General features: G+C 61.1%; 23 protein-coding genes and 1 pseudogene. 13 read left to right on the forward strand and 11 right to left on the reverse strand.

What is annotated here, in order from left to right; all coding sequences use genetic code 11:
* Nucleotide 1: 1 nt before the first annotated feature.
* From gspG to Q7C20_RS11975, 11 genes are all read left to right on the forward strand, one after another.
* A complete protein-coding gene (gene gspG / locus Q7C20_RS11925; protein ID WP_348057589.1) occupies nt 2-427 on the forward strand; it encodes a type II secretion system major pseudopilin GspG in 426 nt (141 codons plus the stop codon).
* Between the two features lie 9 nt (nt 428-436).
* A complete protein-coding gene (locus Q7C20_RS11930) occupies nt 437-868 on the forward strand; it encodes a Tfp pilus assembly protein FimT/FimU (protein WP_375067539.1) in 432 nt (143 codons plus the stop codon).
* Complete coding sequence (locus Q7C20_RS11935) at nt 865-1,233, forward strand: prepilin-type N-terminal cleavage/methylation domain-containing protein (RefSeq protein ID WP_375067541.1); 369 nt, start codon at nt 865-867, stop codon at nt 1,231-1,233. Before Q7C20_RS11930 ends, Q7C20_RS11935 begins: the two co-directional genes overlap by 4 nt.
* Nucleotides 1,230-1,862, forward strand: a complete 633-nt coding sequence (locus tag Q7C20_RS11940; RefSeq protein WP_375067543.1) for a prepilin-type N-terminal cleavage/methylation domain-containing protein — start codon at nt 1,230-1,232, stop codon at nt 1,860-1,862. The genes Q7C20_RS11935 and Q7C20_RS11940 overlap by 4 nt, the downstream gene beginning before the upstream one ends.
* Nucleotides 1,859-2,581 carry a type II secretion system minor pseudopilin GspK gene (locus Q7C20_RS11945; RefSeq protein WP_375067545.1) on the forward strand — a complete coding sequence of 241 codons (723 nt, stop codon included), beginning with the start codon at nt 1,859-1,861 and terminating at the stop codon, nt 2,579-2,581. The genes Q7C20_RS11940 and Q7C20_RS11945 overlap by 4 nt, the downstream gene beginning before the upstream one ends.
* A complete protein-coding gene (locus tag Q7C20_RS11950; RefSeq protein WP_348057580.1) occupies nt 2,578-3,615 on the forward strand; it encodes a PilN domain-containing protein in 1,038 nt (345 codons plus the stop codon). Before Q7C20_RS11945 ends, Q7C20_RS11950 begins: the two co-directional genes overlap by 4 nt.
* Nucleotides 3,590-4,201, forward strand: coding sequence for a type II secretion system protein GspM (gene gspM / locus Q7C20_RS11955; protein WP_375067547.1), 612 nt, complete (start codon nt 3,590-3,592; stop codon nt 4,199-4,201). Before Q7C20_RS11950 ends, gspM begins: the two co-directional genes overlap by 26 nt.
* Nucleotides 4,198-4,722 carry a hypothetical protein gene (locus Q7C20_RS11960; protein WP_375067549.1) on the forward strand — a complete coding sequence of 175 codons (525 nt, stop codon included), beginning with the start codon at nt 4,198-4,200 and terminating at the stop codon, nt 4,720-4,722. Before gspM ends, Q7C20_RS11960 begins: the two co-directional genes overlap by 4 nt.
* Complete coding sequence (gene gspD, locus Q7C20_RS11965; protein WP_375067550.1) at nt 4,719-6,953, forward strand: type II secretion system secretin GspD; 2,235 nt, start codon at nt 4,719-4,721, stop codon at nt 6,951-6,953. The genes Q7C20_RS11960 and gspD overlap by 4 nt, the downstream gene beginning before the upstream one ends.
* A gap of 228 nt (nt 6,954-7,181) precedes the next feature.
* Nucleotides 7,182-7,484, forward strand: coding sequence for a hypothetical protein (locus Q7C20_RS11970; RefSeq protein WP_348057572.1), 303 nt, complete (start codon nt 7,182-7,184; stop codon nt 7,482-7,484).
* A 138-nt stretch (nt 7,485-7,622) separates the two neighbouring features.
* Nucleotides 7,623-8,168 carry a hypothetical protein gene (locus Q7C20_RS11975; protein WP_375067552.1) on the forward strand — a complete coding sequence of 182 codons (546 nt, stop codon included), beginning with the start codon at nt 7,623-7,625 and terminating at the stop codon, nt 8,166-8,168.
* Nucleotides 8,169-8,670: 502 nt separating this feature from the next.
* Here Q7C20_RS11975 and Q7C20_RS11980 read toward each other — a convergent pair.
* Together Q7C20_RS11980 and Q7C20_RS11985 are read right to left on the reverse strand one after the other, a co-directional pair.
* Nucleotides 8,671-9,192, reverse strand: coding sequence for a hypothetical protein (locus tag Q7C20_RS11980; RefSeq protein WP_375067554.1), 522 nt, complete (start codon nt 9,190-9,192; stop codon nt 8,671-8,673).
* Nucleotides 9,189-10,103: an NAD synthetase gene (locus tag Q7C20_RS11985; protein ID WP_375067556.1), complete on the reverse strand. Its 915-nt coding sequence runs from the start codon at nt 10,101-10,103 to the stop codon at nt 9,189-9,191. Before Q7C20_RS11985 ends, Q7C20_RS11980 begins: the two co-directional genes overlap by 4 nt.
* A 185-nt stretch (nt 10,104-10,288) precedes the next feature.
* Here Q7C20_RS11985 and Q7C20_RS11990 point away from each other — a divergent pair.
* Nucleotides 10,289-10,360: pseudogene (locus Q7C20_RS11990) on the forward strand (type VI secretion system tube protein Hcp); the annotation flags it as partial.
* Between the two features lie 93 nt (nt 10,361-10,453).
* On the opposite strand, the gene Q7C20_RS11995 reads toward Q7C20_RS11990, so the two are convergent.
* From Q7C20_RS11995 to Q7C20_RS12035, 9 genes are all read right to left on the reverse strand, one after another.
* Entirely contained in the window at nt 10,454-12,964 is a 2,511-nt protein-coding gene (locus Q7C20_RS11995; protein WP_375067557.1) for a fimbria/pilus outer membrane usher protein, read from the reverse strand.
* Between the two features lie 85 nt (nt 12,965-13,049).
* Nucleotides 13,050-13,790 carry a molecular chaperone gene (locus Q7C20_RS12000; RefSeq protein ID WP_375067559.1) on the reverse strand — a complete coding sequence of 247 codons (741 nt, stop codon included), beginning with the start codon at nt 13,788-13,790 and terminating at the stop codon, nt 13,050-13,052.
* Between the two features lie 74 nt (nt 13,791-13,864).
* Nucleotides 13,865-14,467 (reverse strand): fimbrial protein, encoded by a 603-nt coding sequence (locus Q7C20_RS12005; protein ID WP_348057560.1) that lies wholly within the window; start codon nt 14,465-14,467, stop codon nt 13,865-13,867.
* A 195-nt stretch (nt 14,468-14,662) separates the two neighbouring features.
* Nucleotides 14,663-15,310, reverse strand: coding sequence for a response regulator (locus Q7C20_RS12010; protein ID WP_348057558.1), 648 nt, complete (start codon nt 15,308-15,310; stop codon nt 14,663-14,665).
* A gap of 67 nt (nt 15,311-15,377) precedes the next feature.
* Nucleotides 15,378-18,524 carry a response regulator gene (locus Q7C20_RS12015; RefSeq protein ID WP_375067562.1) on the reverse strand — a complete coding sequence of 1,049 codons (3,147 nt, stop codon included), beginning with the start codon at nt 18,522-18,524 and terminating at the stop codon, nt 15,378-15,380.
* Between the two features lie 82 nt (nt 18,525-18,606).
* Nucleotides 18,607-19,800, reverse strand: coding sequence for an EAL domain-containing protein (locus Q7C20_RS12020; RefSeq protein WP_375067563.1), 1,194 nt, complete (start codon nt 19,798-19,800; stop codon nt 18,607-18,609).
* Entirely contained in the window at nt 19,787-22,585 is a 2,799-nt protein-coding gene (locus Q7C20_RS12025) for an ATP-binding protein (protein ID WP_375067565.1), read from the reverse strand. The genes Q7C20_RS12020 and Q7C20_RS12025 overlap by 14 nt, the downstream gene beginning before the upstream one ends.
* A gap of 57 nt (nt 22,586-22,642) precedes the next feature.
* Nucleotides 22,643-23,626: a fimbrial protein gene (locus Q7C20_RS12030; RefSeq protein ID WP_375067567.1), complete on the reverse strand. Its 984-nt coding sequence runs from the start codon at nt 23,624-23,626 to the stop codon at nt 22,643-22,645.
* Nucleotides 23,627-23,649: 23 nt separating this feature from the next.
* Nucleotides 23,650-24,333 (reverse strand): molecular chaperone, encoded by a 684-nt coding sequence (locus Q7C20_RS12035; RefSeq protein WP_375067569.1) that lies wholly within the window; start codon nt 24,331-24,333, stop codon nt 23,650-23,652.
* A 207-nt stretch (nt 24,334-24,540) separates the two neighbouring features.
* Between Q7C20_RS12035 and Q7C20_RS12040 the strand changes: the two genes are divergently transcribed.
* Nucleotides 24,541-25,062, forward strand: coding sequence for a chemotaxis protein CheY (locus Q7C20_RS12040; RefSeq protein WP_375067571.1), 522 nt, complete (start codon nt 24,541-24,543; stop codon nt 25,060-25,062).
* Nucleotides 25,063-25,216 lie beyond the last annotated feature (154 nt).

Consider the following 25,216-nt stretch of genomic DNA (forward strand, 5'->3'; position numbering starts at 1 on the left):
GATGCGCCCGACCCGATTCAATGCTGCACGCCGCCAAAGCGGTTTCACCCTGCTGGAAATGCTCGCCGTGATCGTGCTGCTGGGCATTGTCGCGACCATCGTGGTGCGCCAGGTCGGCGGCAACGTCGACAAGGGCAAGTACGGCGCCGGCAAGGCGCAACTGGCCAGCCTGAGCATGAAGATCGAAAGCTACGGCCTGGACCTCGGCTCCCCGCCGAAGAACCTGCAGCAGTTGGTCGAAAAACCTGCTAACGCGGCCGGCTGGGCAGGCCCGTACGCCAAACCGTCAGACCTCAAGGACCCGTTCGGCCATGCCTTCGGCTATCGCTTCCCCGGTGAACATGGCGCCTTCGACCTGATCTTTTACGGCCAGGACGGCCAGCCGGGCGGCGAAGGTTACAGCGCCGACCTGGGCAATTGGGAATAACCCCTGGCCATGTCCAAGCCCCAAGCCGGATTTACCCTGCTGGAAATGCTGGTGGTGATCGTCCTGATCAGCATCGCGGCCGGGTTGGTGGGGTTTGGTCTGCAACAAGGGCTCAAGGCTGCCAAGGAGCGCCAGACGGTCGGGCAGATCGTCGATGCCCTGCGCAATACGCGAGCCCGGGCGATTGTCAGCGGGCAGTCGGCCAAGACCGAGTTTGATCTGCAAACACTCAGCTTCCAGGCGCCGGGTCGACCGACCAGGCATTGGCCGGCGGATTTGCAATTGACCCTGCACACCGCCGAACAGGCGGGCTCGGCGGTGGAGTTTTACCCCGACGGCAGTTCCACCGGCGGCAACCTGTTGTTGGCCAATGGCGCGCGCCGCTGGCGCATCGATATTGGCTGGCTGACCGGCAGCGTGCAGTCCAAGGCGTTGCCATGAAGCGCCAATCGGGTTTCACCTTACTGGAGATGCTCGCGGCGCTGATGCTTATGGCGATGTGCAGCACCGTGCTGCTGGTCGCCTTCGGCCAAAGCGCACGCTCGTTATTGCAGGTCAATCACAGTGATCGCCTGACCCATGCGGCGCTGAGCGTGATGGATCAGGAAGGCACGGGGCCGCTGGCCAACGAGGTCCGCCAGGGCAACCTGGACGGCATTCGCTGGCAGTTGAGCATTACCCAGCAGCCGACCCGAATGGGCCAGCCGCGCCTGTTTCGCCTCGACTTGAACGTCAGCGAAGGCCCGCGACAGGCGCATTTCAGCACCCTGAAATTGCGCGCCGCAAGCGACAGGGCGCCGTTGTGAATAGACGCCAACACGGCTTTACGCTGCTCGAAATCATGATTGTGCTCAGCCTGCTCGGGGTGCTGCTGACCCTGGTTGGCGGCGCATTACTGGGGGCAAACCGTGCGGTGCTCAAGGCCCAGCGCTACACGGGCAGCCTCGACGAAATGCGCGCCGCTCAGCAGTTTTTGCGCACATCCATCAGCGAGGCGCTGCCGTTGGACGTGACTGAAGACGACAGCCAGACCGATGGCTTTTTTGCGGGTTCCGCGCAGCGTCTGCAGTTTGTCGCGACCTTGCCTGGCGTGCTCGGTGGCGGCATCCAGCGCTTCACCTTGCAACTCGTCGGAGCCGAGGGCCAGCGCGATTTGCAAGTGGCGTTCGCGCAGTTTGAATCTGCCGCCCACGCCAGCGTGCCGGCGTTGCGCAGCGAACCTCAGGTGCTGTTGAAAAACCTTGAAGATGTGCAATTCAGTTATCGCGGCGTGTCGCCTAAAGGCCAGCCCACCGGCTGGCTCAGCGACTGGCCCTGGACCAAACGCTTGCCCTATGCCGTGCGCATCGACGCCACGGTGAAGGGGCCGGTGCCTTGGGTCACTCAGGTGGTGGCCTTGCGCTTGAACCTGTCGGGCGGAGCATCGGATCAATGAAGCATCAGCGTGGCGTCGCCCTGTTGCTGGTGCTGTGGGTACTGGCCCTGCTCAGCCTGTTGCTGGGCGGCCTGGCCGGTTGGGTGCAACTGGAAACGCGCCAGGCCCTGTGGCATCGCCAGCACACCCAGGCCGTGCTGGCGGCGGAGGCGGGCGTGGCGCTGGTGATGCAGGCCCTGGCCGACCCGGTGCAGCGTAAACAGTGGGTCGCCGATGGGCGCGAAATGCCTCTGGTGTTTGACGACGCGCAGTTGCACGTGAGCCTGCGCAGCGAGCGCGGCAAGTTGTATTTAAACAGTGCCGAGCCTGCTGATTTCTCCCGCCTGGCCCTGGCCTGCGGGGCGACTCAGGCTCAGGCCACACAGTTGGCCAAAGACCTGGAAAACCGGCGCAACAAAGGCCTGGCACCGTTTCGCGTGGTGGAAGAGTTGCGCCAACTGCCGGGCATGAGCCAGGCGCTGTACAGCCGGTTGGTGCCGCAAATCACCTTGTGGAGTGGCCTGGATCGACCCGATCCGGCGTTTGTCGGCGCGCTGATGCGCAAGGCCTTGAACCTGCCGCAGCAAAGCGCGGTGGGCGCCGATCCTGGCGAAGTGTTGGTGATCAGCAGTCGAGCAAACCGCCCCGGCGGTTATCACGCGCGGTTGCACGTCACCGTTTTATTGAGCCCATCGGAGGGAAGCGCACAACCTTATCGGGTGCTGCGTTGGCAGGAATGAATCGATCGTTATCCAAATCCCTGGCCCAGCTTGAGCAGTTGGCCGAGCCTATCGTCCGACAGTGGCGCGGCAGCCTGCTGCAACTGGGTTGGCGGTTGTGGCTCAAGGAGCTGCGCGGCTGCCTGCCGGCCTGGTTGAAGCACCACGAACCGCCGGAGCAGACCTACCACTGGCCGCTGACCGAGCCGGTCGCGACAACGCCCGATAACGTGCGTCAGGTGCTGATGCTCGCCCCCTCGGCGGTGCTGGTGCAGCGGCTGCAACTGCCGTTGGCAGCGGCGCGCAACCTGCACGCGGTGGTGGGTTATGAACTCGACCGGTTTACCCCGTTTGAAGCCCAGCAGCTGTATTTCGTGGCGCGCCAGGAGCGGCGCACGCCCAACCATCTGGACGTAACGTTGGTGGCGATCCTGCGCGAACGCCTCGACCAGATCCTGCTCGACTGCGCCGCCCTTGGCCTGCGCCCGCATCAAGTGGATGTGCAGAACCTGGGAATCGACCTGCTGCCGGCGCCGTTGCGTCCGCGCCAACGGGCCAGGGGCAAAGGCTTGCAGCGCAGTCTGCCGTGGTTGTGCGGTGCTTTGCTGATTGCGGCGATGCTGCTGTGGCTCAACGATCGTCAACGGGTGCTCGACACGATGCAGGCCAGCGTCCAGCAACAAAAAGCCCAGGTGGCCGAGGTGCAGCGTCTGCGCCAGCAATTGCTCAACACCCGTGGCGCCGCGCAGTACTTGATCCGCCGCAAATCGGCCCAGCCACCTTTGGCCGCGTTGCTCAACGAGTTGACCACCTGCCTGCCCGCCGACACCTGGATCGATCAATTGGAAATCAACGATGGCGCCGACGTGTCGTTCTCCGGGCAAAGCGCCAAGGCCAGTGCGCTGATCACCCGGATCAAGGCGTGTCACAGCCTGGAAAACGCCCAGTTCGAAGGGGTCATCCAACCGGATGCGCAAACCGGCAAGGATCAGTTTTCCTTGCGTGCCCACCTGCACCAGGAGGCCGCCGATGCGCCGACCACTGACACCCCGTGAACGCCGTGGCGCAGCGCTGCTGGTGCTGGCACTGTTGCTGGGCGCGGCTTACTGGCTGTTGATCGACAGCTGGTTCGCCGGGCCGCTGCGCACCATGGGCGAGCGCGCTGAACAGTTGCGCGAGCAGCAGCAACGCTATGCCCGCGTGCTGCATCAGGGCGAATCGCTGCGCGAGCAGTTGGAGCAAGCCCGCCAGGACCCGGCCAGCAGCAACAGCCTGCTGCCGGGAGAAGACCCCAGCGCTGTAGCGGCGGATTTGATGCAGCGCATCGCCGACCTGATCAACAGCCGTGCCGAGGTCGGCGGCGGTTGCAGCTTGACTCAGCGCATGCCGATCACCCCGGAGCAGGACGACACCGAGCCCTATCGGCAGGTCAAGGTCAGCCTGACGCTTAACTGCGCCATCGAGCCCTTGACCGCGATCCTGCACGAACTGGAATACCAGCAGCCGTTTCTGTTTGTCGATGAAATGAGTATCCGTCGTCGCCCGGATGCCCCCGCCAGTGGCGGCGCGGGCCAATTGGTCGTGCACTTGCTGGTGCGCGGTTATCTGCAACCGGCTGGCGCCAGGCAGGTGGCCCGATGATCAACGCATTGCGCCCTATCGAATGGGGCTTGCTCGGTTTGTCTGCGCTGTTGGGCCTGTTGATGGTCGGCATTCTGAGCAGCATCGGCGATGCCCCGCAGTGGCTGCCGGAACCGGCGCCGAGCGCTAGCACCCGCGCGGCGGCCAAGGTCCAGGTTGCACCGCAAGCGAGCCTTGAAAGCCTGGCCGGTACCTGGCAGGCACCGTTGTTCAGTCCGGACCGCAGCCCCGATGATGCGGTCGGGCAAGCCCAGGTTTCCAGCCTGTCGAGCCTGACGCTGACCGGCATCCTGATCGACGGCGACCTGCGGGTCGCGATGCTCAAGCGTGCCGACGCACCGCCGCTCAAAGTCCACCAAGGCCAGACCCTGCCCAACGGCTGGCGGCTGGAACACCTGACACCGCGTGACGCGCGCTTTGCGCAGGACGGCCGCACGCAAACCCTGAGCCTGCGCGCCTTGCGTTTGCCGCCGCCGTCCACCACACCCCCGATTTCCCTTCCTCACGAGTCAAACCCTTGATCGATACATTCCCTGGCGCCTTGCGCACCACCGTGTTTTGCCTGGCCACCGCCGTCTCCCTCGGCGGCTGTGGGACCTTCCCCAACCGCCTTGACCCGGACGATGCCCTGTTGCACGAAGCCATGCAGGGCACCGGCTCGCAACGGCCAGCCGTGGACCCGGCCAGCGAACAGGCACCGCCGGATAACCGCCAGCCCCAGGCTGCGACACCGCCGCAGCGCCAGTTGATTCGCGGCAATCAGCAGTTTGTGCGCCAATCCGTGGGCGCGCCGGCGGCTAAAGATGAGGCCAGCGGCGACATCGTGTTCAACTTTGCCGACCAGCCCATCGAGGCAGTGATCAACAGCGTGATGGGCGACCTGCTGCACGAGAACTACAGCATCACCCAGGGCGTGAAGGGCAACGTCAGCTTTTCCACTTCAAAACCGGTAAATAAGAAACAGGCCCTGTCGATTCTTGAAACCCTGTTGTCGTGGACCGACAACGCGATGATCAAACAAGGCAACCGCTACGTCATCCTGCCTGCCAACCAGGCGGTAGCGGGCAAGCTGGTGCCGGAAATGCGCGTTTCCCAGCCCTCCAACGGCTTGTCGGCGCGGCTGTTTCCGCTGCGTTATATCTCCGCCACCGAGATGCAGAAACTGCTCAAGCCGTTCGCCCGCGAAAATGCGTTTTTGTTGGTGGACCCGGCGCGCAATGTGCTGAGCCTGGCCGGCACCCCTGAGGAACTCGCCAATTATCAGGACACCATCGACACGTTCGACGTGGACTGGCTCAAAGGCATGTCGGTAGGCGTGTTCGGCCTGCAGCGCGCCTCAGTGGCCGAGCTGATGCCCGAGCTGCAAAAAATGTTCGGCCCCGACAGCGGCATGCCCCTGGCGGGCATGGTGCGCTTTCTGCCGATTGAGCGGACCAACTCGGTGGTAGCAATTTCGTCCCAACCGCAGTACCTGAGCGAAGTCGGCGACTGGATCCATACCATCGACGAAGGCGGCGGCAATGAGCCGCAAATGTACGTCTACGACGTGCGCAACATGAAGGCCACCGACTTGGCCAAATACCTGCGGCAGATCTACGGCAGCGGCGCGATCAAGGACGACGCGCCGGCCAAGGTCGCTCCCGGTTTGCGTACCGCGACCTTATCGTCGCCCGGCACCAACAGCACCTCCGGCAGCACGCCCGGCGGCCTCAATGGCGCCAATACCGGCATGAGCAACAACCCGGTTGGCGCAGAAGAGGATGAGCAGGAACCCGAAGCCGATCCGGACAGCGAAAGCGCGGAGCAGGGCGCGACCGCCGATGCCCCCGCCAAAAGCCTCGACGCCGGCACCCGCATTACGGCGCAAAAGAGCAGTAACCAACTGCTGGTGCGCACCCGCCCGGTGCAGTGGAAGGAAATCGAGTCGGCAATCAAACGCCTCGATAACCCACCGCTGCAAGTGCAGATCGAGACGCGCATTCTGGAGGTCAAGCTCACCGGTGAACTCGACCTTGGCGTGCAATGGTACTTGGGCCGCCTGGCCGGTAACTCGACCAGCACCACTGTGGGCAACACGTCCGGCAGCCAGGGTGCCCTGGGCGGTGGCGGCGCGGGCCTCGGCGCTACGGATTCGTTGTTCTATTCCTTCGTCAGCACCAACCTGCAAGTGGCCCTGCACGCCCTGGAAACCAACGGCCGCACCCAGGTGCTTTCGGCGCCGTCGCTGGTGGTGATGAACAATCAGCCGGCGCAGATTCAGGTGGGCGATAACATTCCCATCAGTCAGACCACGGTGAATACCGGGACGTCCGACACGACGTTGAGCAGTGTCGAATATGTGCAGACCGGGGTGATTCTGGATGTGGTGCCGCGGATTAATCCGGGTGGCCTGGTGTATATGGATATTCAGCAGCAGGTCAGTGATGCGCAGGATCAGACGGGCAATAACGATACGCAGAACAACCCGCGTATTTCCACGCGCTCGGTGTCCACGCAGGTGGCGGTGCAGAGTGGGCAGACAGTGTTGCTTGGGGGGTTGATCAAGCAGGACAACGCGGAGAGTGTCAGTGCGGTGCCTTATCTTGGGAAGATTCCGGGGTTGCGGTGGTTGTTTGGCAACACCAGTAAATCCAAGGATCGCACGGAGTTGATTGTGTTGATTACGCCTAGGGTGATTACGAGTAATGGACAGGCGCGGCAGGTGACGGATGATTATCGCCAGCAGATGCAGTTGTTGCGGCCGCAGCAGTAAATGAGCCTGTGGCTACCTGGCCGTTGATTGGCAACAACCCCGGTATGCGTGGCGTGTTGCCGCCAGGTTTCAGCTACGTTAAGGAAGTGATCAGCGTGCTCAAAGGCACGATCACCGTGCACAGCTGCTACCCTGCCGGGCCGGATGCTTGTACGCGCTGTTGGACAGATCAAGATAAGTCACTGCCGGCATTTATGCCGGTTGAGCGGGGAAAATGAGAAAGTGTTCATGAAGCCCAAATTAGTTGTTTTCGCGGTCTGCCTGCTGCCGCTCGTCAGCGCTTGTTTTGCCAAGCCCTTTCAGCCGCCGACCGCGGACGTGGATCTCTGGCAGAAAGCTGGTCAAGGTAACAGCGAGGTGCGCCAGACGATGGCGGCCTGTGGCTACGCGAACGATCCTGGTGCCCCTCTTGAAAAAAGGGCTGAGCGTTTCGAATGCATGAAGCGCGCAGGCTATACCCGCAGCGACGGCTTTGACATGTGCACCCAAGGCACTGACCGTCCGCTCAAAGCCTGTGAAGCGGCGCATTAATTTACCCGGTGCGCAATGCCATGTGCCTGAATGCGCCGGGTGCCACGGTGATTATTCGCGACACCGTCACCGGTAAGGAGTTGAGTGGCGAGAGCCCTTATCACTGCCGCTGACACCCTCTCAAAAAAGGACTTTTCGATGAAACCTCTGCTGGTAGCAGGCATTGCCCTGACGTTAAGCGGCTGCGGGAATATCTCGAATATTCGCGCTTATTCCACGCCTTATGTCGAACCCACGTCGGGTGATACCGCACGCCTGCGGATCATTACCAACGGCATGGCCCGAGGCGTGCCCGGGCGTGATTGCATCGACTGGCGCGTACCGGGCTCAGGCGTGATGGCGGTGCTGGAGAAAGGCTTTGCTGACCAGAACAATGGACGCAGCCTGGGCATGCCGCCCAGTGAAAGGCAGGTGGGCGGCAAAAGCGTGCGCACCGAGCTGAAGATCCCTGCCAATCAGCCTTTTGCGATGAATTTTCAGAGCGAAGGCAGTGTTTCCAGCGGGTACTCCTACAGCTGCCAGCAAACTTTTCGGTTTACGCCCAAAGCAGGGCAGGACTATGAGCTGATGCTGCTGGAGGGTGGAAACTGCTTGCTGTCGCTGGAACGGTTGAACACTGAAATCGGCAGAATGCCGGAGCGCCTGGAGAAGGCCGGGTTGTGCAATGCGATGGACGCCTTGTAAAAGACCAGGTCACTTTCTGACGGCTACATGAAAATCCAATTGTGGGAGCGGGCTTGCTCGCGAATGCGGCGGGTCAGTTGATGGATGCATTGGCTGACACACCGCATTCGCGAGCAAGCCCGCTCCCACATTTTTGACCGAGTAAGCCTCTAATCTCTTCACAAATCTGCTTCTCTGTGGGAGCTGGCTTGTCGAATCGTCGCACCGCTGCGATGCAGGCACCTCGGTCATTCAGTTACATCCAGTAGATGCCATCGCAGGCAAGCCAGCTCCCACAAAAGGCAGCTTCTACACCAGACCGCTTTTGATCTACACCACTCAGGTCGGCCTAGTAGCCGACCTGAGTGGTTGAATCAAAGGCGCTTTTTTAAGAGCAGATTGCGATTCTCCAGACAAAATGGAGATCCAACTGTGGGAGCGGGCTTGCTCGCGAATGCGGTGGGTCAGCCACCAAATCCATCCACTGACCCACCGCATTCGCGAGCAAGCCCGCTCCCACAGTTTAATATTTCCCGGCGGTCCACCATTTCCAGCGGCCCTGTTTTTTCAGGGTCGCGATGATGTCTTGGCGTTTCTGGCGGATTTCTACCATTTTGTGGCGCATTTCGCGGCAGCGGTTGCTGTTGAGGATGAGCAAGCCGATCAAGGGGTTCAGGAGGGCGGCGGCGTAGAGATAGGTGTTGGGTTGGTAAACGATTGTGGGGAGGGAAGCCACTAAGCAAATAAAATAGACGCTCACATTTATCCAGACCCAATGAATACGACCGTACAACACTTCTGCTTTGGCTAGGGCAAACACTCCACCCAATCCGATGCTGCACAAAAAAACGGTCTTGGCCATAACGTCTACGGTTTGAGTAGAGAGATAGGTGAGCATCGCGAGGATCGTGGTTAATGCAATCGAGCAGCAGCCGGCAAGCATGTCACCCGCGATTAACGGCATGTACCGCTTGAGCAATTGCCAAGGATCTTCAATAAAAGCCGCTGAGTAACAACGGTTTTTTATGTTGCCTTTTTTGCTCACTGTATGACTTCCTCGTAGATGCCAATCGCTAATGCCCTCACATTTCCGTTCGCTGCACTGCTGGTGAAACTCAGCGAGGCTGCTGCGACATCCATTATATGGATGACGGTTGCCCGTTGCATTTGTGTGGCGCTAATACGTTTGGGAACCCGGCCGGCAGCTTTTTCCAGTTTTAGCTGTTTGAGCGTCAGTTTCGGGTGCTGGATTCTTAGTAGTTCATTGCTGAGCTTTGTACGCTCTTGCCGAGTCAGGCCTTTGAGCGCTTGGTAAGTGGTTTTCCCCGTTACGTTAGTGGTTGTCTTGATGACTTTCATTGTTACCAAAGCCGATGTGGTAACACCTAGTAAAGCAACACCGTCCAGCATGGCTGTCGCAGCCTGGTACCAAGCTTCGTTATCCAGATAGTCATTAACTTGAGGAAAAGTCGCCTCTGTTCCCGTCCGTATAACGCCAGCGATGCATTGAATAGTGCCCGCAACAGCAGCTGCTTTGCCGATGATTGAAATAATTGCACTTGTCCCTGCCGTAAACGGCATCAATGCCACACCACTCGAAACCACGACCCAGCTCAGTATCGCCCCCGCACACGTCACCGCCGTATTCACCGCTTCTGCCACTAACTTCGACTGTCGCGGCTCATGCTCCAACATCCGCTTGAACTCTGCCGGCCCCACGTAGCGGGGCGCTTCACGCAGAACTACTTTCTTGGGCACCACACTGCAAATCGCCTGAAAATCACGCAGGGTCACGACGTTGAAGTCTTCGTCGATGTACACAACTCCAGCGCCAATCAATGCCGGGTCTGCGTCAATGGCAGAGAACAACCGGCTCAGATCCAGGCTGCTTTCAAGTCGTTGGCGTGTCGTGCGGTGGGCTGAGGGGAATCCATCTTTCAGCAGGGAAGCCGCCATGTCTAAACTCCTTTTATGCGGGAGCCGAGAGAGTAGAGACGGGCAGGCAGGGCTGAATGTCGGAAGGTTCGCCAATTCAGGTGAGGTGCGTCCTTATCCTGCTTTGGCGTCTTGTTAGCACCCGCCGGATTAGCGAAAAGTGCGCGCCACGTCAGTACCGACGCCTACATAAACAGGGAAGAACCATGGCAGTTGATATGTTTTTGATGCTGGGAGATATCAAGGGCGAATCAAGGGATGAGGCCCATCGCGACGAGAAGGGCGGGCCGGTGAAGTTTGGCTGGAATATTCGCCAGAATCAGAAGATCTGAGCGTGGGTGGGTGCACCTGGCAGCGAACCCGCCGCACAATCAAGGCGCACACACCAGCGCCTGGCGTTCATAGTTCAGCGCCTTGTTCTGCGCTGGCAGTGCATACGTCGCACGGCATTGCTGCTCGCCCCATTTGATGATCAACGTGCCCTGGTCCTGCTCCACCAACGCCAGTGCATTGCCATTCGGATCAGCGATTGCCAGCTGCTTGCCCGCGGTGTCTTCCAGCGAGGCACCGAAGGATAACGGCTGATGCTGCGCGTCATACAATTCAAACAACACACGTCGCCCCGTGGACCCGCTGTAGCGCGCGACGACGATGGCGCCCCGGCGTGGCACCAGTTGCTGGGAGGCGTTGGTGATTTCCACGTCGCCGCCCAGGTCGCGGGTGTCCAGGCTGATCCAGTTCACCCGATAGGGTTGCGCGGTGGGGATCACCGCATAGCCGTTGTAACCGGTCTCGACCCCGCTGTAGCTGCTGATTTTCGCCCCGGCGATGCCCGGCACTTCGGCCAGTGCAAAGGTTTCGCTGACGGTCTGCCCCAGGTTGACTCCGCCCGCATGGGCCACCACCGAACCGGCGAGGTTGAGGTTTTGTGAGTTGTAACCCTGGCCCTGGCTATAGCCGAGGCTCACATCCGCCACGGACGTGCGGCTGTTGATATTGACCGAGCCTGAGTCGCCGCTGGTATCGCTGTGACCGGCCTGCACTGAGTAGAACGTGTCGCTGGCATCAGCGACGTAGCCGTTGACACCGGCCTGAGTGGTGGTGTCGCCGTGAGTTCTGCTGGTGGTGACAAATGCCCGTGGCGCGCGGGCCTGGCTGCCCAGCGGGAACGAGATGGACAGGTTCACCTGGGTGTCGCTGCTCGGCTGGCCCCAGGTGACGATTTGCTTGGTGCGCGTCACGCCCAGGTTGTAGCTCAAGTCGCCCCAGTTGCTGGTGTAACCGGCGGAAAAACTCTGCGAGCCGCCACGGTTCCAGTAGCGCTGATCGCTGGCATTCATGTACAGGCTGCCGAATTCGCGGTTGCGCCCGATGCTTTGGTTGATGGTCAGGTCGGTGCGGGTTTTCGAGTTGCCGGTGCGCACGCGGGCGCCTTCGCTGATGTCTTCGACATGGTCGGTGAGGCTGCGGTAACCCTCAGTGGAGTAGCGGTAGGCGGCCAGGGTGAAGTTGGTGTCGGTGCCGGCGAACGTTTTGGCATACAGCGCGCGCACGCTGTTGCCTTGGGTGGTTTGCCCGCGTGCTTTGCTCGACGAGTGAGTGACATCCAGCGACACCGCGCCCAGCGAGGTGTTTTTGCCCGCGCCAAGGGACAGCGCGCTGTAATCCTCACTCGCTTGCACGCCGACGATGCCGCTGAGGTTACTGGTCAACCCGTACGCCACAGTGCTGCTGATAAAACGCGGCGTGGCCAGGCCGTCGGTATTGCTGTTGAAGGTGCCCGCCGAGACGCTGTACTTGACCTGGCCTTCGCGCACCATGATCGGCAGGCTGGAAAACGCCTGCATGGTCACGCGGCGGCTGCCGTCGGCTTCGATCACGGTGATTTGCAGGTCGCCGTTGGAGCCGCTGGGGTAGATATCGTTGATCTCGAACGGGCCAGGCGCCACGTTGGCGGTGTAGAGGATGTAGTCGTTCTGGCGAATTTCCACCGTCGCGTTGGTCTGCGCCACGCCACGAATCACCGGCGCATAACCGCGCTCACTGTCGGCGCGCATGCCTTCGTCGGAGGCCAGTTTCAGGCCGCGATAGCGCACGCTGTCGAAAAGGTCGGTGTCGGAGAAAATCTCACCGGCGCTGAACTGGCCCTTGATCGCCGTCACGTCGTGTTGCAGGTACGTGCGATTACTGGTGAAGGTGTTCGGGCGCCCGGTGCCGCTGCTCAGGTTGGACTCGTTGCGCAGTCGCCAGGCACCCAGGTTGATGCCGTTGCGCAGGCCCAGATTATTGTTGATTCGCGTCTTGTAGTCACCGGCAGTGCGGCTGCTGTTGAGTTGGTAGTTAATGAACGCAGCCGGCACGCCTGCATCCCACAGCTGTGGGTCGACATAGCCGCGCAGGCCACGTTGCATGGCGGCTTGCGGGATGCTCGCCATCAGGCGCAGGCGGCTGCTGTCATAACGCACGCTGGCGTCTTTGATCATGTCCGCCAGGGGGTAGCATTCCAGCGGGTGCTGCGGGTCGACTTTACCTTCGGCCTGCAAGCGGGTCATGTCGATGCCCAGTTGCTTGAGCAGGTCGAGGGTCAGGCAGGCTTCTACCCGGCCGTTTTGCGGGTTGCGCTTGAAGTCGATGTCGCGCCGGCCCACCAGCACTTCGTTGCTGTACAGGTCGACGCGGTAATTGCCCGGCAATACGCTGTTGGCCGACAGCAATTGCTGCAGGTCGACGGGTGACTGCGAGCCCTGCAGGAACGTGGTGTTGAAGGTTTCCGCAGCGTCATCGGCCAACGCCAGCGCCGGCAGGCTGGCGAACATCGCCAGCGACAGCGTCTTCAACTTCAGTGCGCAACGCGCGGGCCGGGTGCTGGAAAGAAAAGACATGCGAAGACCTATGACATCCCTGATCAGCCAACAGGCGGGCACGCGAACGCGCCCGCGAAGTAAGCCGGAGGGTGAGCGGAAATTCTTAAGGGTTCAGACGTGACTCAGTCGCGTAGACGGCGGCCGAAACGCCACGGGCCAGGCGTGCGGTGTATTGATTCTGCGCGCCGTAGTCGTTGATGCTGGAGAACGACAGCTGCACCGGGCCATCGCCGGGCAGGGCGCCGAGCGGGAACTGCTTTTGCTCGCCGGGCGCGATCATGGTGGAGTCACTCGCCAGTTGTGTGTGTACTTTCACATCGGCCATGGACACGTGATACAGCGTCGGGTTTTTCACCTGCAACACGGTCTGCGCGCCGCTGCGCACCAATGTCCACGCAAGCTGCGCCGGCGCCTGCAACGCCGAACCGGGCAAGCCGGCAGGGCGGTAAAAAATCTTGATGCGCTGGCGGATGGCCAACTGCAAGGTGTTCTCGGCCGCACTGGCCTTGGGGATTTCCTGCACGTTGAGCCACACCACCGACTCACGGTCCGTGGGCATACCCGTGCCTTCGTACAGAATGCGCAGCAGTTGTTGTTCCTTGGCAAACACGCGTGCCAACGGCGGGGTCACGGCAAACGGCGCGCGGCTGCCGCTGGCGTCGTTCATATCGACCCATGACTGCACCAACACATCCTGATTACCGTTGCGCACGGTGATATTGGCTTCCTTGTGGTCGCCATCAAACACAATTCGGGTGGCATTCAATGAAATGCTGGCGCTTGCCGGGGTCGCCAAAAGCACGCCCAGCAGCCCCAGGCACGCGGCAAAAGAACGAGGCAGCATGAGGGTTATCCGGTGAAATCAAAAGAAAATGGCGAGGCCGCAGGGCCTCGCGCGTTCGGTGCCTGAGCGCCGGGTTATTCGTATTGCAGGATGAACGGCAGGGTGGCATCACCACGACCCGCGACAGCGGAACCGGCTGCACCGGTGGTCACGTAGGCAGCGGCGAAGCTCAGGGTGGCGTCGCCGCCCTCGGCGCCTTGGCCGTGCATAGTGCTTTCAATGCGTGCGGTGGTTGGCGAGCTGAGGTTGATCAGACCACCGTTGCTGTCGAGCAGGGCGATACCGACGTTTTTAGCCGACGCGGAACCGGCGTTCAGGGCCAGTACGTTTTTGCCGGTCACCAGGCCCGAACCGCCATTGTTGGCATCAAAAATCATCGCGACTTTGGTGCCCTGGTTGCAGTTGACGTTCAGGTTGAAATCCTTGGCAGTCACGCGGCCGGCAGTCGGGTTCTCTGCGGTGCCCATGTCCTTGATCGAAACGTTGCCCATGTCGACCGAAATGCTGCGGTCGGAGTTGGCGCCATCTACCGAACAGGCGTCGTTGTTGATGATGCCGGTGAAGGTGATTTTACCGCTGCCACCCAGGGTCGGAGCAGGCGCTGCGTCTTCGGCAAACGCGCTGCCGGAAGCGGCGATGATGGCCGAGGCGATAACAGCCAGGGAAAACTTCTTCATGATGATGTCCGTAAGTGTTGGTTGAAAAAATGCTTTGTTGAACTGCCAGGAAAGAGTAAGCGGCAGGGGCGGGCGGGCGAATAAGACGATTCTTATAAGCCGCGAAGCAGAGGGGGCGAATGCCCTGAAATGCAGGAGGAAAAGCACAAAACGAGGGGCAAAGCCATTGCGGGGGAATGGCTTGCGAGGGGTGTATCAGTTGAAAATATTACGCGCCAGGCAATACGCCAACAGGTCCTGGTCACTGCTCACTTCAAGCTTGCGCATGGCCGAAATCTTTTGCGCGCTGATGGTTTTCGAACTGCGATGCTGGCTGCGCGCAATGTCACTCACGCTCATGCCGGAGATAAACAAACGCAGGATTTCAAACTCTTTGGGCGACAGCGTGGAAAAGCGTTCGTCGATGGCCGTGAGTGTCTCGATCACCGAGGTTTTCGGCGGTTCCAGGCTGCGATAGACACCCCGTAGCGCAATCGCCTTGAGGGCGAGTTGAATCTCGGTGTGCAGCTGACTTTTCTGGATGATGCCGACCACCCCCAGTTCCTGCAGGCGAGTGAGGATCAGGTGATTGGAAATCATCGTCAGGATCAGGATCTGCACCTGCGGGAAGTGCCGTTTCAGGTATTCCACCAGCTTCAGGCCATCGCCATAGGGCGAGTCGCCCGGCATGTTGTAGTCGGTGATCACAATGTCGACGTCCTGGCGCTGCAACAGCTCGATCAGGCCCGCCGAGCAGACGGCCTCACCCACAACCTGAAAGCGCGTATCGCGCTCCACCAGTTCGCGTACCCCGAGCAGCACAATCGGGTGATCGTCCGCGATAACCACGTTGAATTTTTTCATAAGGGCCGTCCGTAATGCCGGTTCAAGTGAGGGAAGCGTTCCCGGGCTGAAGTTCAGTGCTCAGTCGTCACGTGAGTGTTTCTAGAACGGCCGACAGTCGCTGTGTCAGCGCCTTTACCTTGAGCGCCAGTGCGGTGTCGAGGCTGCCACGGCCAAGTGCGGTTTCCAGCTCGATACACGCGTTGGCCAGGCTCAGGGCCTGCACCGCACCCAGAGCCCCGGCAGTGGCGTGCAGCAATTGGGCGAGCTGGTGCGCATTGCGTTGCTCCAGCGCTTCGTCGATGCGTTGCAGGTCGTGCTTCAGGCTGCTGATGAACAGCGGGCGCATCGCGTCCGACATCTGCACGCTGTCCTCGAAGTGCTCGGTTGGGGGCTCTGCCGGTAGCCTGATTTTGCATAACTTGATCAGATGAGCGCGCAAGGTTTGCAGGCTCAGGGGTTTGACGATCCAGGCATTCATGCCCACAGCCAGGCAACGCACGCCTTCTTCACGCATGGCGTTGGCGGTCACGCCAATAATCGGCAAGTGGGGGTCATGCTCGCGCAAAATCGTGGCGAGTTCATAGCCGTTCATCAACGGCATGTTCACGTCGGTCAGCACCAGGTCAAAGGCCTGCGGCTGCCAAAGCTGCAGCGCCTGCTCGCCGTTGGCGGCCAGGGTGACCGAGCAGCCGAGCGCCTGCAGTTGCTCCTTGATCACCGCCTGGTTCACCGGGTTGTCCTCGGCAACCAGGATGCGCAAGCCCAATTGCCCGGCGCTCTGCGGCCGGACTATGGGCGCAGGCGTATCCCGGCCATGCTGGGCCAGTGAAACGGTGGCGGCAATCGCGCGCACGTCGTGCATGTCCACCACCCAACCCCTTTCTGTGTGCAGGGGCAAACTGTGGGCGCCAGGTACACACAGCACGCGTTGGCCTGCCACAGTCGGAGCGTTTTCGTCTGGCAACATGTCCACCAGCACTCCGTGCGGCGCCTGTGTGGGCGCGGCGAGGGCTGCCGTAACACCCAGGCGATTGAGCCAGTCACACAGCGACTGCGCCAACTCGCGTACCGGCGCCTGCACAAACACCGGGGTGAGGCTGGGTTCTATCACTGGCAGGTTTGGCAGTGCACCGCAGCACAGCGGCAAGCGCAGTTTCAGGGTGAAACTGCTGCCCAGGCCTGGCTCGCTGACGACGCGGATTTCGCCGCCCATCATCTGCGCCAGCCAGCGGCATATGGGCAAGCCCAAGCCGGCGCCGCCTTCGCTGGAGGTGTCGGGCGCCTGATAAAACAGGTCGAACAGTTTGGCTTGCTGCGCCTCGGCAATACCCACGCCGGAGTCAGTGACTTGCCATTCCAGGTCGGCGCTTTCAGTGTCGCGCGCGGTCACCCTGGCGCGGATGACCACGCGCCCGACGTCGGTGAACTTAAGCGCATTGCTCACCAGGTTGTTGAGGATCTGGCGAATGCGCATCGGGTCGCCCATCACGCAGTCCGGCAATTGCGGATCGATGCAACTGTAGAGTTGCAAACCCTTGCGCTGCGCGAATGCCGTGTAGGTGTGCAGGGTGTCTTCGAGCATGTCCAGCGGGCAGAAGTCCACGGCTTCGATTGCCATTTGCCCGGATTCGATTTTCGACACATCCAGCACATTGCTGATCAGTTGGAACAACGTCGCCGACGAGCGCTGGATGGTGTGCAGGTACGTGTTCTGTTGCGGGTCTAGTTCAGTCAGCCCGAGCAATTCAAGGGTGCCGAGCACGCCATACAGCGGCGTGCGGATTTCATGGCTCATGGTCGCCAGGAACAGCGTTTTGGCTTCATTGGCGGCATCCGCGGCGCGGCGCGCGTCTTCCAGGGCGGTGGCGTCGTCGATGTGCCGGGTGATGTCGTTGAAGGCATACAGGCGCACGTCTTCGGATTGATAGCGGGTGGACACAAAGCCGATCTGCAGGTGCCGGCCTTCGATTTCAAGGTGGGTCTCGCCGCTGTCGGCGCTGTCGTGCACACCGGCCAGGGCCGCCACCAGGCGCTCGCTCCCCGGCCATTGCTGGGCGCGCTGGTTTTCGATCAGCACAGTGTTGTCACTGCGCCGGACCACGCACAACCCGGTGGGCGCGGTGTCGATGATCACGCGGCTGAAGGCCACGCTTTCGGCAATGCGTTCGTGGGCCAGGCGTGCAGGCGTGATGACCTGGCGCCGGTACCAGCGGCTGCCGGCCCAGCCCAGGGCAATCACGCTGGCAAAAAGCAGGGCCAGGCTGCTCAGCGGCCACAGCGCATAGTGGAAAAAATGCGCATAACTGAGCGTGTACACCGCGCTCCACGGCTGCTCACCGGGTTCGGTAATCTTGAATTCAAAGCCGTTCGCCCTGAAGTGCACGCCGTCGCTGAGTGACGCGCCCAAGGCGTCGGTGCTGTTGAAGGTGCTGCCATCGTGCGCGATCAGGGTGAAGCCATCGAACGCCGAACGGTCCAGCGTGCGCTGTATGTCATCGGCTTGAGACAGGTCGAGCAAGGTGCCAACCACCGCCTGGTGCGTGCCGTCCAGGGGAATGCCGATGTACGCCAGCAGATGCTCGGGCGCAGGCCCCGCCTGCCAATACACACGGTCTGCCTCGAGTACCTGGGGCGCCTGCGCGAGGGTGTCCTGCACCGCATTGATCAGCCCCGACGGGTTGTCGGCGTCGCTCGGGCTGTCGCCGTGGCGGTAGCCGATGGACGGAATGGTGATGGAGTAATGGGCCTGCCGGTTAGACACAAAGGTCTGTGGCGCCTCGTACGGCGAAGACGACCAAAACGCGCTGTAATAACTGCTGAGGTGGGCGCCGAGGGCAAAAATCTGCGGCCTGGCGGCGGCGTCCACCAGCTGTTCATCGAGCTTGACGCTGAACGGTACCGAGAATGAATACTTCTGGCCTTCGTACAGCGTGCGGCGGGTATCGACCATACGGCTTTTCAGGCTGACCTGAACGTCGGTGGCCCGCAGCAACTCGGCCTGGATGCCTGGGTGCGCGAGGGTCTTGAGGTACGTCTCCTGCTGCTCGAGGTTTTCCATCAGGCGCACGAAATGAAAACGTATGGCGCCGTAGCGAGTATCCACTGCGCGCTGCAGCGACCAGACGTTGCTCAGGCCCAGCAGCAACACGAGCCCGAGCATCACCATCAGGCCTTTGTTCAAGCGAGAGGAGCTGCGAGTAAAGGCTTCGAGAACCGCGTTGTTGTGCTTCATCAGTGGGGTCCGCAGGCGCAGGGAAAATCGGCACTGGAAGGAGTCTAGTCCTTAAATCGGGCAGATAATCCACCGCCAGCTGCTAGTGAGATGTCGCGGGGCCATCATTGTTCAGAAGTTGTTGAAATTGATCGGAAGAAACCGCGTGGGAGATCAGAAAGCCCTGCACTTGATTGCAGTCTATCTTGCGCAAAAGCGCTAGTTGCTGGGGCGTCTCGACGCCTTCGGCAACCACGGTCAGCCCCAGCTTGCGACCCAATGCGATGATGCTTGCCAATGCCTGGGCCATGCCTTCGTTGTCGTGGCTGCCCTGGACCAGTGCCTGGTCGATCTTGAGTTCGGTAAACGGCGTGGACACCAGATTGAGGTAGGAGCTGTAGCCTTTGCCGAAGTCGTCCTGGGACAACCCGAAGCCTTTAATGCGCAAGCGGCAGGCGCCGGCGTAGAAGTTGCTGATGTCCTGCGGCACCGAGCACTCCATCAATTCGAAGCAGATCATCCCCGGGATACCGTCGTAGTGCAGCACGAACTCAAGCAGGCGATCGGCCAGGTCATGGCTGTTAAGCAGGTGCGTGGGCAGGTTGATCGACACCGGAATTTCATAGCCGCGCTGGCGCCAACGCTCCTGGGCATGGATCGCCTGTTTGAGCACCAGCCACAACAGGCGCTCTTCCAGTTCAAACGCCTTGATGGCCGGCAAGAACGCAGCGGGGAGCATCACGCCTTGCTCGGGGTGCATCCAGCGCACCAGCGCTTCGGCGGCGACGATGCGCCCGTTGGCGAGGGATTTTTTCGGTTGGAACCACGCCTGGAACTGGCCGTTGCCCATGGCCTGCACCAGCGTGTGCCGGTCGATATCCAGGTGCTCGGGTAACGTGGGCGAGGGTGTGCGGGCCTTGTTCTTGAGCTGGTCCACCACCGTGCGCAACGCGTCGACGGCGACCGGTTTGGAGATCAGCCCGATCACTTCCACATCGAGGTTCTTGGCCACCAGGCTTGCCGCCATCAACATGCGCCGTGAGGCCGCGCTCATGATCGCCAGGGCTGGCTTGCAGCGCAGACCGGCCAGGCACTGGATAAACTGCACGCCGTCCATGCCGGGCATCAGCAGGTCGGTCAGTACCAGGTCGAAATCCCGTTGGCGCAGACGCGCCAGCGCTTCCTTGCCATCCTGGGCGGTTTCGAGCATGAAATCCCCCAGCTCACCCAGCAGGTGCTGCAGGTAGATGTGCTGCAGGGGATGGTCCTCGACAATCAAAATACTAAGAGGCTTCATGGGTGATCCGTGCATAAGGCGCCAGGGAGTTGAATAGAGCTCGCAACGCAAAGGGCTTGACCAGGCAATGGTTCATGCCGGCGGCCAGGCACAGGTCGGCCTCGCCGCGCATGGCGTTGGCGGTGGCCCCGATGATCGGCAACGGGCAGCCTTGGCGCCGCAGTTCGCGCGCCAGTTCATAACCGTTGATGTGGGGCATGTTGACGTCCGTCAGGACCACGTCGAATTGGCCGGCGGTGTACAGCTGCAGCGCTTCCTGACCATCGGCCGCCAGTTCCACGGTGCAGCCGAGTTCTTCGAGTTGGTCGCGCAAAATCAGTTGGTTGATGATGTTGTCCTCGGCCACCAGCAGGTGCAGGTTGAGCTTTTGCAGGTTGCGCTGGCGCGTCGGTTCATCATTGCGGGCCACCCACAACCCTTGGGCCTGGCTGACCGCCTGATGAATCGCACCCAAGTGGTTGAGGTTGACGTGCCACGCCCCCGCGTCGGTTTCCGGGGTGTTGCAGGCGTTGCCGCTCACATGGATCACCGGGCCGGGCCAGTCCGCCGCCAGTAACGGATCGACGTTGCCGGGGTGCACTTGCAGCAGCAGGTGAGTGTCTGGCAGCGTCGGCAGGCCGGTCTGTGCGCGGGCGCCCCAGCGGCGTAACCAGCCACTGATGGCGTGGGCCAGTTCGGGGATCGGCGAGGCGACGTAAATGGTCTCGGCCAGCAACGGGGTCATCGGCGCGGTGGGCGCTTCTTCCAGTGGCAGGGTCAGGCTGAAACTGCTGCCCAGCCCCAGTTCGCTGACCATGCGCAGAGTGCCATTCATCAATTCGGTAAGGCGCTGACAAATCGGCAGCCCCAAACCCGTACCGGCGACCACATGGGTGTTGCCTTCGCTCTGGTAGAACGGCTCGAAAATCAGCGCCTGGTCTTCCTGAGTAATGCCTTTGCCGGTGTCCGAGACTTGCCACAACAGGCTGGTGCGCTCGCCCTCGCGGCAGAGCACTTTGACCCGCAGCACCACGCGCCCGTAGTCGGTGAATTTCACTGCGTTGTTGAGCAGGTTGTTGAGAATCTGGCGAATACGCGTCACGTCGCCAATCAGCCGCTCGGGCAGCTTGGGATCAAAGCAGGCGTAAAGTTGCAGGCCTTTGCCCTGCGCGGCAGCGGCGTGGCCCTGGATGATCTCGTGCACCAGGTCCAGCGGCGAGAACTCGCTCAGTTCCAGGGCCAGTTGCCCGGCCTCGATTTTTGACACGTCGAGTACATCGCAGATCAACTGCAGCAATGTCGAAGATGAGCCCTCTATAGCGTGCAGATAGTCTTTTTGCTGGGCATCCAGCTGCGTGCGCGCCAACAATTCAAGGGTGCCGAGCACGCCATACAGCGGCGTGCGGATCTCGTGGCTCATGGTCGCCAGGAACAGCGTTTTCGCGGCGTTGGCTGCATCGGCCGAGTGCCGTGCTTCTTCCAGCGCGGCCTCGACTTGCTTTCTCGCGCTGATGTCACTGAACGCGCAAAACAGCACGTCTTCGCCTTTGTAGCGGGTCGGCGCGCTGCTCAGGTACAGGTGACGGCCGTCGACCGTCTCAAAGTAATCGGAGCGCTCGCCCGGCTCGCCAGCGAAGGCCTGCTCGATCCAGCCCGCGCGCAGCGCTTCGCGCTCGGGGCCGTCGCCCAGCCATTGTTGGGCCAGGGTGTTTTCCAGAACCACCTGGCCGTCGGTACGGCGCAGTACGCAAAGGGCGACGGGAGCGGTCTGGATGACGTCGCGGCCGAAGGCCTCGCTTTCGATCAACGCCTGGATCCGATGGATCGAGGGCACGATAAAGCGCTGGTCTACCCGACGCATCACCAGCCAGATCAGCGTCAGGCTGAGCAGGCAGAACAGCAGTGAACCGAGCAGCTGTTTCCACACGCCGTTGATCACGGCGCGCAAGTCGATGGAGTACATCAGCTGCCAGTCCGAAGACTTCAAGTGTTTGCGAATCACCAGGTGATCGGGCAGGAAACCGTTGCCGACGAAACCGAAAAAGCTCTCTTCTCCGGGCCTGAAGCGTTGCTGGCTCAGGCGCGCGTCCGCGCTGTTGGTGAACACCAGCAGGCCCTGGGAGCTGAGCATCATGAACTCGCCCGCGCTTTGATCGCTGAGCGCCGAGGACACCTCGCGGCTTTCCATCTCCAGGCCCAGCCACCCTGACTCGGCATCGTGTTCGTCCAGGCGGATGAAAATGTACAGGTGTGCGTGCTGCTCGGTGGTGTCGCTGAGCCACAGCTCGTTGAGCGTTGCCGGGTCACTGTGTTGCAGCGCCTTGAGGCGGTTTAGCATGTATGTGGAGATCGGCAGCACCTGCGCGGTGGCGTCGTACAGCCGGGTGACCTGCGGGTTCGGGCCGGCGTTCACGTAGAGCAAGTTGAGTTGTTTGGCCTTGAGGTAGTCGCGCATGCGTGCCGTCAGCCAGAGGCTCCACTGGTTGCCTGGCGTATCGCCCAGCAGCATGCGTTGTTCTTCCGGGGAGGGCGCGTAGGGCCTCGACTGCTTGCGCACCGCTGACAGGCTGAGGCTTTCGAGCAGGGCCTCACGGTTGGTGAAAAACGTGTGGGCCTCGGCAATCGCGCTGCTCATGTAGCCGCGTCGCTGGGAAATGTCGTTGTTGAAGGTCGACAGCAGAAACGTATAGACCCCGCTGAGGATGCCGATCAATAACACCGTCGCGAAAATACGAAGCAGCCTTCTGGCTGCTTCGGGTCGGGAGAGGACGGGGTTGATCTGGAGCAGATAACTTTTCAATCGCATCGCAAGACATTATTCGCCCGTCGGTGCGGGTGGCATAAGACGATCCTTAAAAAGCCGCTACTTGTAGTACATATCCACCACCACGGCGGCGTCGAATGCGCCGGGCACTGGCGGCGTTCGCCATTTCAAGTCGGCACGAAACTCATCGTGGCTCTGGCCCAGCCCCATCAGCTCCTGGAGGGTGAACCAGGTGTTGAACGGCAGTTGCTTGTCGCTCTCGGCGCGCGACAACAAAATGCCCACCGAACTGTTGTTGGGCGGCACCAGCAACCCGTCGATCACGCTTCCGCCCCCCGGCGTGGTCGCGAAGCGTGCGCTGACGGTGTAGGGCGTGTCGCAGCCCTTGCGCAGGTTCAAACTGAAATTCGCCGTGCTGGCAACCTCACCGATCGACGCCTTGCGCGAGGGGGTGGGGAAAATCACCGTGCTGGGGCTGATGGTCAGTTCGGGTGTGCACGGCACGAAGCGGATGCCGTTCATGCCGGTGACCACGTAGTTAAAGTTGCTGTTGGGCCGAGGGTTAAGCCCGAGCACGCCATCCAGCTGAAATACTCGGTAGGAGGTTAACTGGCTGGCTTGGCCACTCGGTGGCGTGGGGTCGTACTTCTCTATGAATACGCTGAAATTGAGGGTGAACCGGGCCTTGTCCCAACCCACGCAATTGGACGCGGTGCAACCTCGGTCGGAAAAGAACCCGGTGCCGACCTTGCCGGAGCTTTGAGTGATCGGCACGTTGTTGTAGCGGATGCCCACGCGGATACCCTTGCCAATGCTGACGCGCGCCGGGTTGACGTAGAAGTACACTTCTTCACGCCCGTGGAAGAAGTCGTCCTTGCAAATCACATTCACGCTGCGCGGGCCAGACTCCCAGATGATAGAGCCATTGGGCGCATCGGCGGCGACCGCCAGCGCGGTACCCAGCGCCTCGGAAGTGATGACCGAATTGGTGCCATCCTCGCGGCAGGCCAATGCATAACTGGTGCCGGGCAGCGCAACGCAGCCCCACAGCAGCAAGGGTAGAAAACGTTTGGTGAGAGACATAAGTGCAAGTTCCTCGCGAACTATCACTTGAGCGCCGCGCTGTGGCGGGCCTGCAAGCCGATATCGGTGATTTCGGTGAAATGGACGGTGGTGCCTGTTGGCAGAACGCCGGGTGCCGTGAGGGTTTTGCTTTCCCGGGGCTTGAGCAACAGGTAGTCGCTGAGCGCTTGAGTGTCGGTGTGCAGGTTCACCAGTGACAGGTGATAAGCGCTCGGATTGCTCACCGTAATGCTGTGCCCATCGGCGCTGCTCCACACCAGTTGCTGCACCGCCTCGGCGGAGCCGCCGGTCAACTGCTGCGGGCGATAGAACAGCTTCAGGCGTTGGCGTATCGCAAACTGCACGGCGTTGGGGTCTTCCGGCTTGCGCGGGATTTCCATGATGTTCAGCCATAACAGCGACTCACGGTCGGTCGGCAAGCCTTCTCCGGCATACAGGATGCGCAGTTGGTGATGCTCGCCGCCGCCGAGCCTCACCAACGGCTCGGTCGCGGCAAACGGCACGCGGCGGTCCGCCGAGTCGTCCTCGCCAGTGATCCAGGTTTGCACCACCACTTCCTGGGATGCCTGGTTGACCACGCCGAGGGTCGCCGCCTTGTCCTGGCCAAAATAGATCAGGCGGGTGCCTTCGATCTTCAGTGCCGCACGGGCAGAAGGCGCGAGGGCGAGCATCAAGCCGGCGAGCAGCAGCAGTCTGAACAGTGACATCAACACAGGCGAATTCCATGGGTACGTGGGGCGACGCAAGCCATGTTAGAGGGCGCAAATCGGCAAGGCTTTCAGGCGATTCTTAAAAGTCGGTGGGTGCCCCTGCTTACCGTTTCAGAATCGCCTTAAAGTCATCGTTAGCACCTGACCGTTACCGTGATCACCGTTGAATGATCGACGTTGATGCCCAACTGTCAGGTTTACCCTATGTCAAATAAAGCGTTACGCCTTCTGATTGCCGATGCGGATTTCCTGCAACGGCTCAAGATCGAGAAAATGCTCAATCAACTGGGCTATCACCGCATTGCCCCCCTCTGCTCGTTTGATGAATTGATGGGGCTGACGCGGTCGGGGGGCGTTGCGTTCGACCTGTTGATCATCAACACGGCGCTGGTGCGTTCAACGCAGGTAAACCTGCTGAAGTACTGCCATGACAACCCGCAAATCCGCCACACACTGATCTATGACGGCCAGTGCGCGCTGAGTTCGGTGGTGTCGGTTTCGGTGAGCCAGACCCTGCATTTGTCTCTCTCGCAATCGCCGGACTTCAACTCGTTGCGCCGCTGCATGGAAATTGTCGACCCCACCCACAGCCTGCCGACCGTCGAACGCCCCGTGTTACGTGCGGTTGACGGCCGCATCGTGCCGCCGTCCATAAGCCCGCGAGCACACTGCGATGGCGACCCGGCGGTGGTGGCGTGCGCGATCGGCCTAGTGCCCAAGCGCTGATCACGCCTTACGGGTTGGTGGCGGTCGTCCATTGCCCAATGGGGTTGGCGAGGTTTCAAACACACTCCGCCCAGCCAACGTTCGGGTCTTGAGTTTTCAGGCGCGGCAACAATTCCTTGTGGCGAGGGAGCTTGCTCCCGCTGGGCCGCGAAGC

Source organism: Pseudomonas sp. AMR01 (assembly GCF_041946035.1).
Taxonomy (GTDB): domain Bacteria; phylum Pseudomonadota; class Gammaproteobacteria; order Pseudomonadales; family Pseudomonadaceae; genus Aquipseudomonas; species Aquipseudomonas antarctica_B.

Excerpts from the sequence above, each read along its gene's own strand:
- gspG (WP_348057589.1), top strand. The coding sequence starts at position 2 with ATGCGCCCGACCCGATTCAATGCTGCACGCCGCCAAAGCGGTTTCACC.
- Q7C20_RS11930 (WP_375067539.1), top strand. The coding sequence starts at position 437 with ATGTCCAAGCCCCAAGCCGGATTTACCCTGCTGGAAATGCTGGTGGTG.
- Q7C20_RS12000 (WP_375067559.1), bottom strand. The coding sequence starts at position 13,790 with ATGCTGCCTCGTTCTTTTGCCGCGTGCCTGGGGCTGCTGGGCGTGCTT.
- Q7C20_RS11935 (WP_375067541.1), top strand. The coding sequence starts at position 865 with ATGAAGCGCCAATCGGGTTTCACCTTACTGGAGATGCTCGCGGCGCTG.
- Q7C20_RS12015 (WP_375067562.1), bottom strand. The coding sequence starts at position 18,524 with ATGAAGCACAACAACGCGGTTCTCGAAGCCTTTACTCGCAGCTCCTCT.
- Q7C20_RS11995 (WP_375067557.1), bottom strand. The coding sequence starts at position 12,964 with ATGTCTTTTCTTTCCAGCACCCGGCCCGCGCGTTGCGCACTGAAGTTG.
- gspM (WP_375067547.1), top strand. The coding sequence starts at position 3,590 with ATGCGCCGACCACTGACACCCCGTGAACGCCGTGGCGCAGCGCTGCTG.
- Q7C20_RS11970 (WP_348057572.1), top strand. The coding sequence starts at position 7,182 with ATGAAGCCCAAATTAGTTGTTTTCGCGGTCTGCCTGCTGCCGCTCGTC.
- Q7C20_RS11960 (WP_375067549.1), top strand. The coding sequence starts at position 4,198 with ATGATCAACGCATTGCGCCCTATCGAATGGGGCTTGCTCGGTTTGTCT.
- Q7C20_RS11950 (WP_348057580.1), top strand. The coding sequence starts at position 2,578 with ATGAATCGATCGTTATCCAAATCCCTGGCCCAGCTTGAGCAGTTGGCC.
- Q7C20_RS12010 (WP_348057558.1), bottom strand. The coding sequence starts at position 15,310 with ATGAAAAAATTCAACGTGGTTATCGCGGACGATCACCCGATTGTGCTG.
- Q7C20_RS12030 (WP_375067567.1), bottom strand. The coding sequence starts at position 23,626 with ATGTCTCTCACCAAACGTTTTCTACCCTTGCTGCTGTGGGGCTGCGTT.
- Q7C20_RS12005 (WP_348057560.1), bottom strand. The coding sequence starts at position 14,467 with ATGAAGAAGTTTTCCCTGGCTGTTATCGCCTCGGCCATCATCGCCGCT.
- Q7C20_RS11945 (WP_375067545.1), top strand. The coding sequence starts at position 1,859 with ATGAAGCATCAGCGTGGCGTCGCCCTGTTGCTGGTGCTGTGGGTACTG.
- Q7C20_RS12035 (WP_375067569.1), bottom strand. The coding sequence starts at position 24,333 with ATGTCACTGTTCAGACTGCTGCTGCTCGCCGGCTTGATGCTCGCCCTC.
- Q7C20_RS12025 (WP_375067565.1), bottom strand. The coding sequence starts at position 22,585 with ATGCGATTGAAAAGTTATCTGCTCCAGATCAACCCCGTCCTCTCCCGA.
- Q7C20_RS12040 (WP_375067571.1), top strand. The coding sequence starts at position 24,541 with ATGTCAAATAAAGCGTTACGCCTTCTGATTGCCGATGCGGATTTCCTG.
- Q7C20_RS12020 (WP_375067563.1), bottom strand. The coding sequence starts at position 19,800 with ATGAAGCCTCTTAGTATTTTGATTGTCGAGGACCATCCCCTGCAGCAC.
- Q7C20_RS11985 (WP_375067556.1), bottom strand. The coding sequence starts at position 10,103 with ATGGCGGCTTCCCTGCTGAAAGATGGATTCCCCTCAGCCCACCGCACG.
- Q7C20_RS11975 (WP_375067552.1), top strand. The coding sequence starts at position 7,623 with ATGAAACCTCTGCTGGTAGCAGGCATTGCCCTGACGTTAAGCGGCTGC.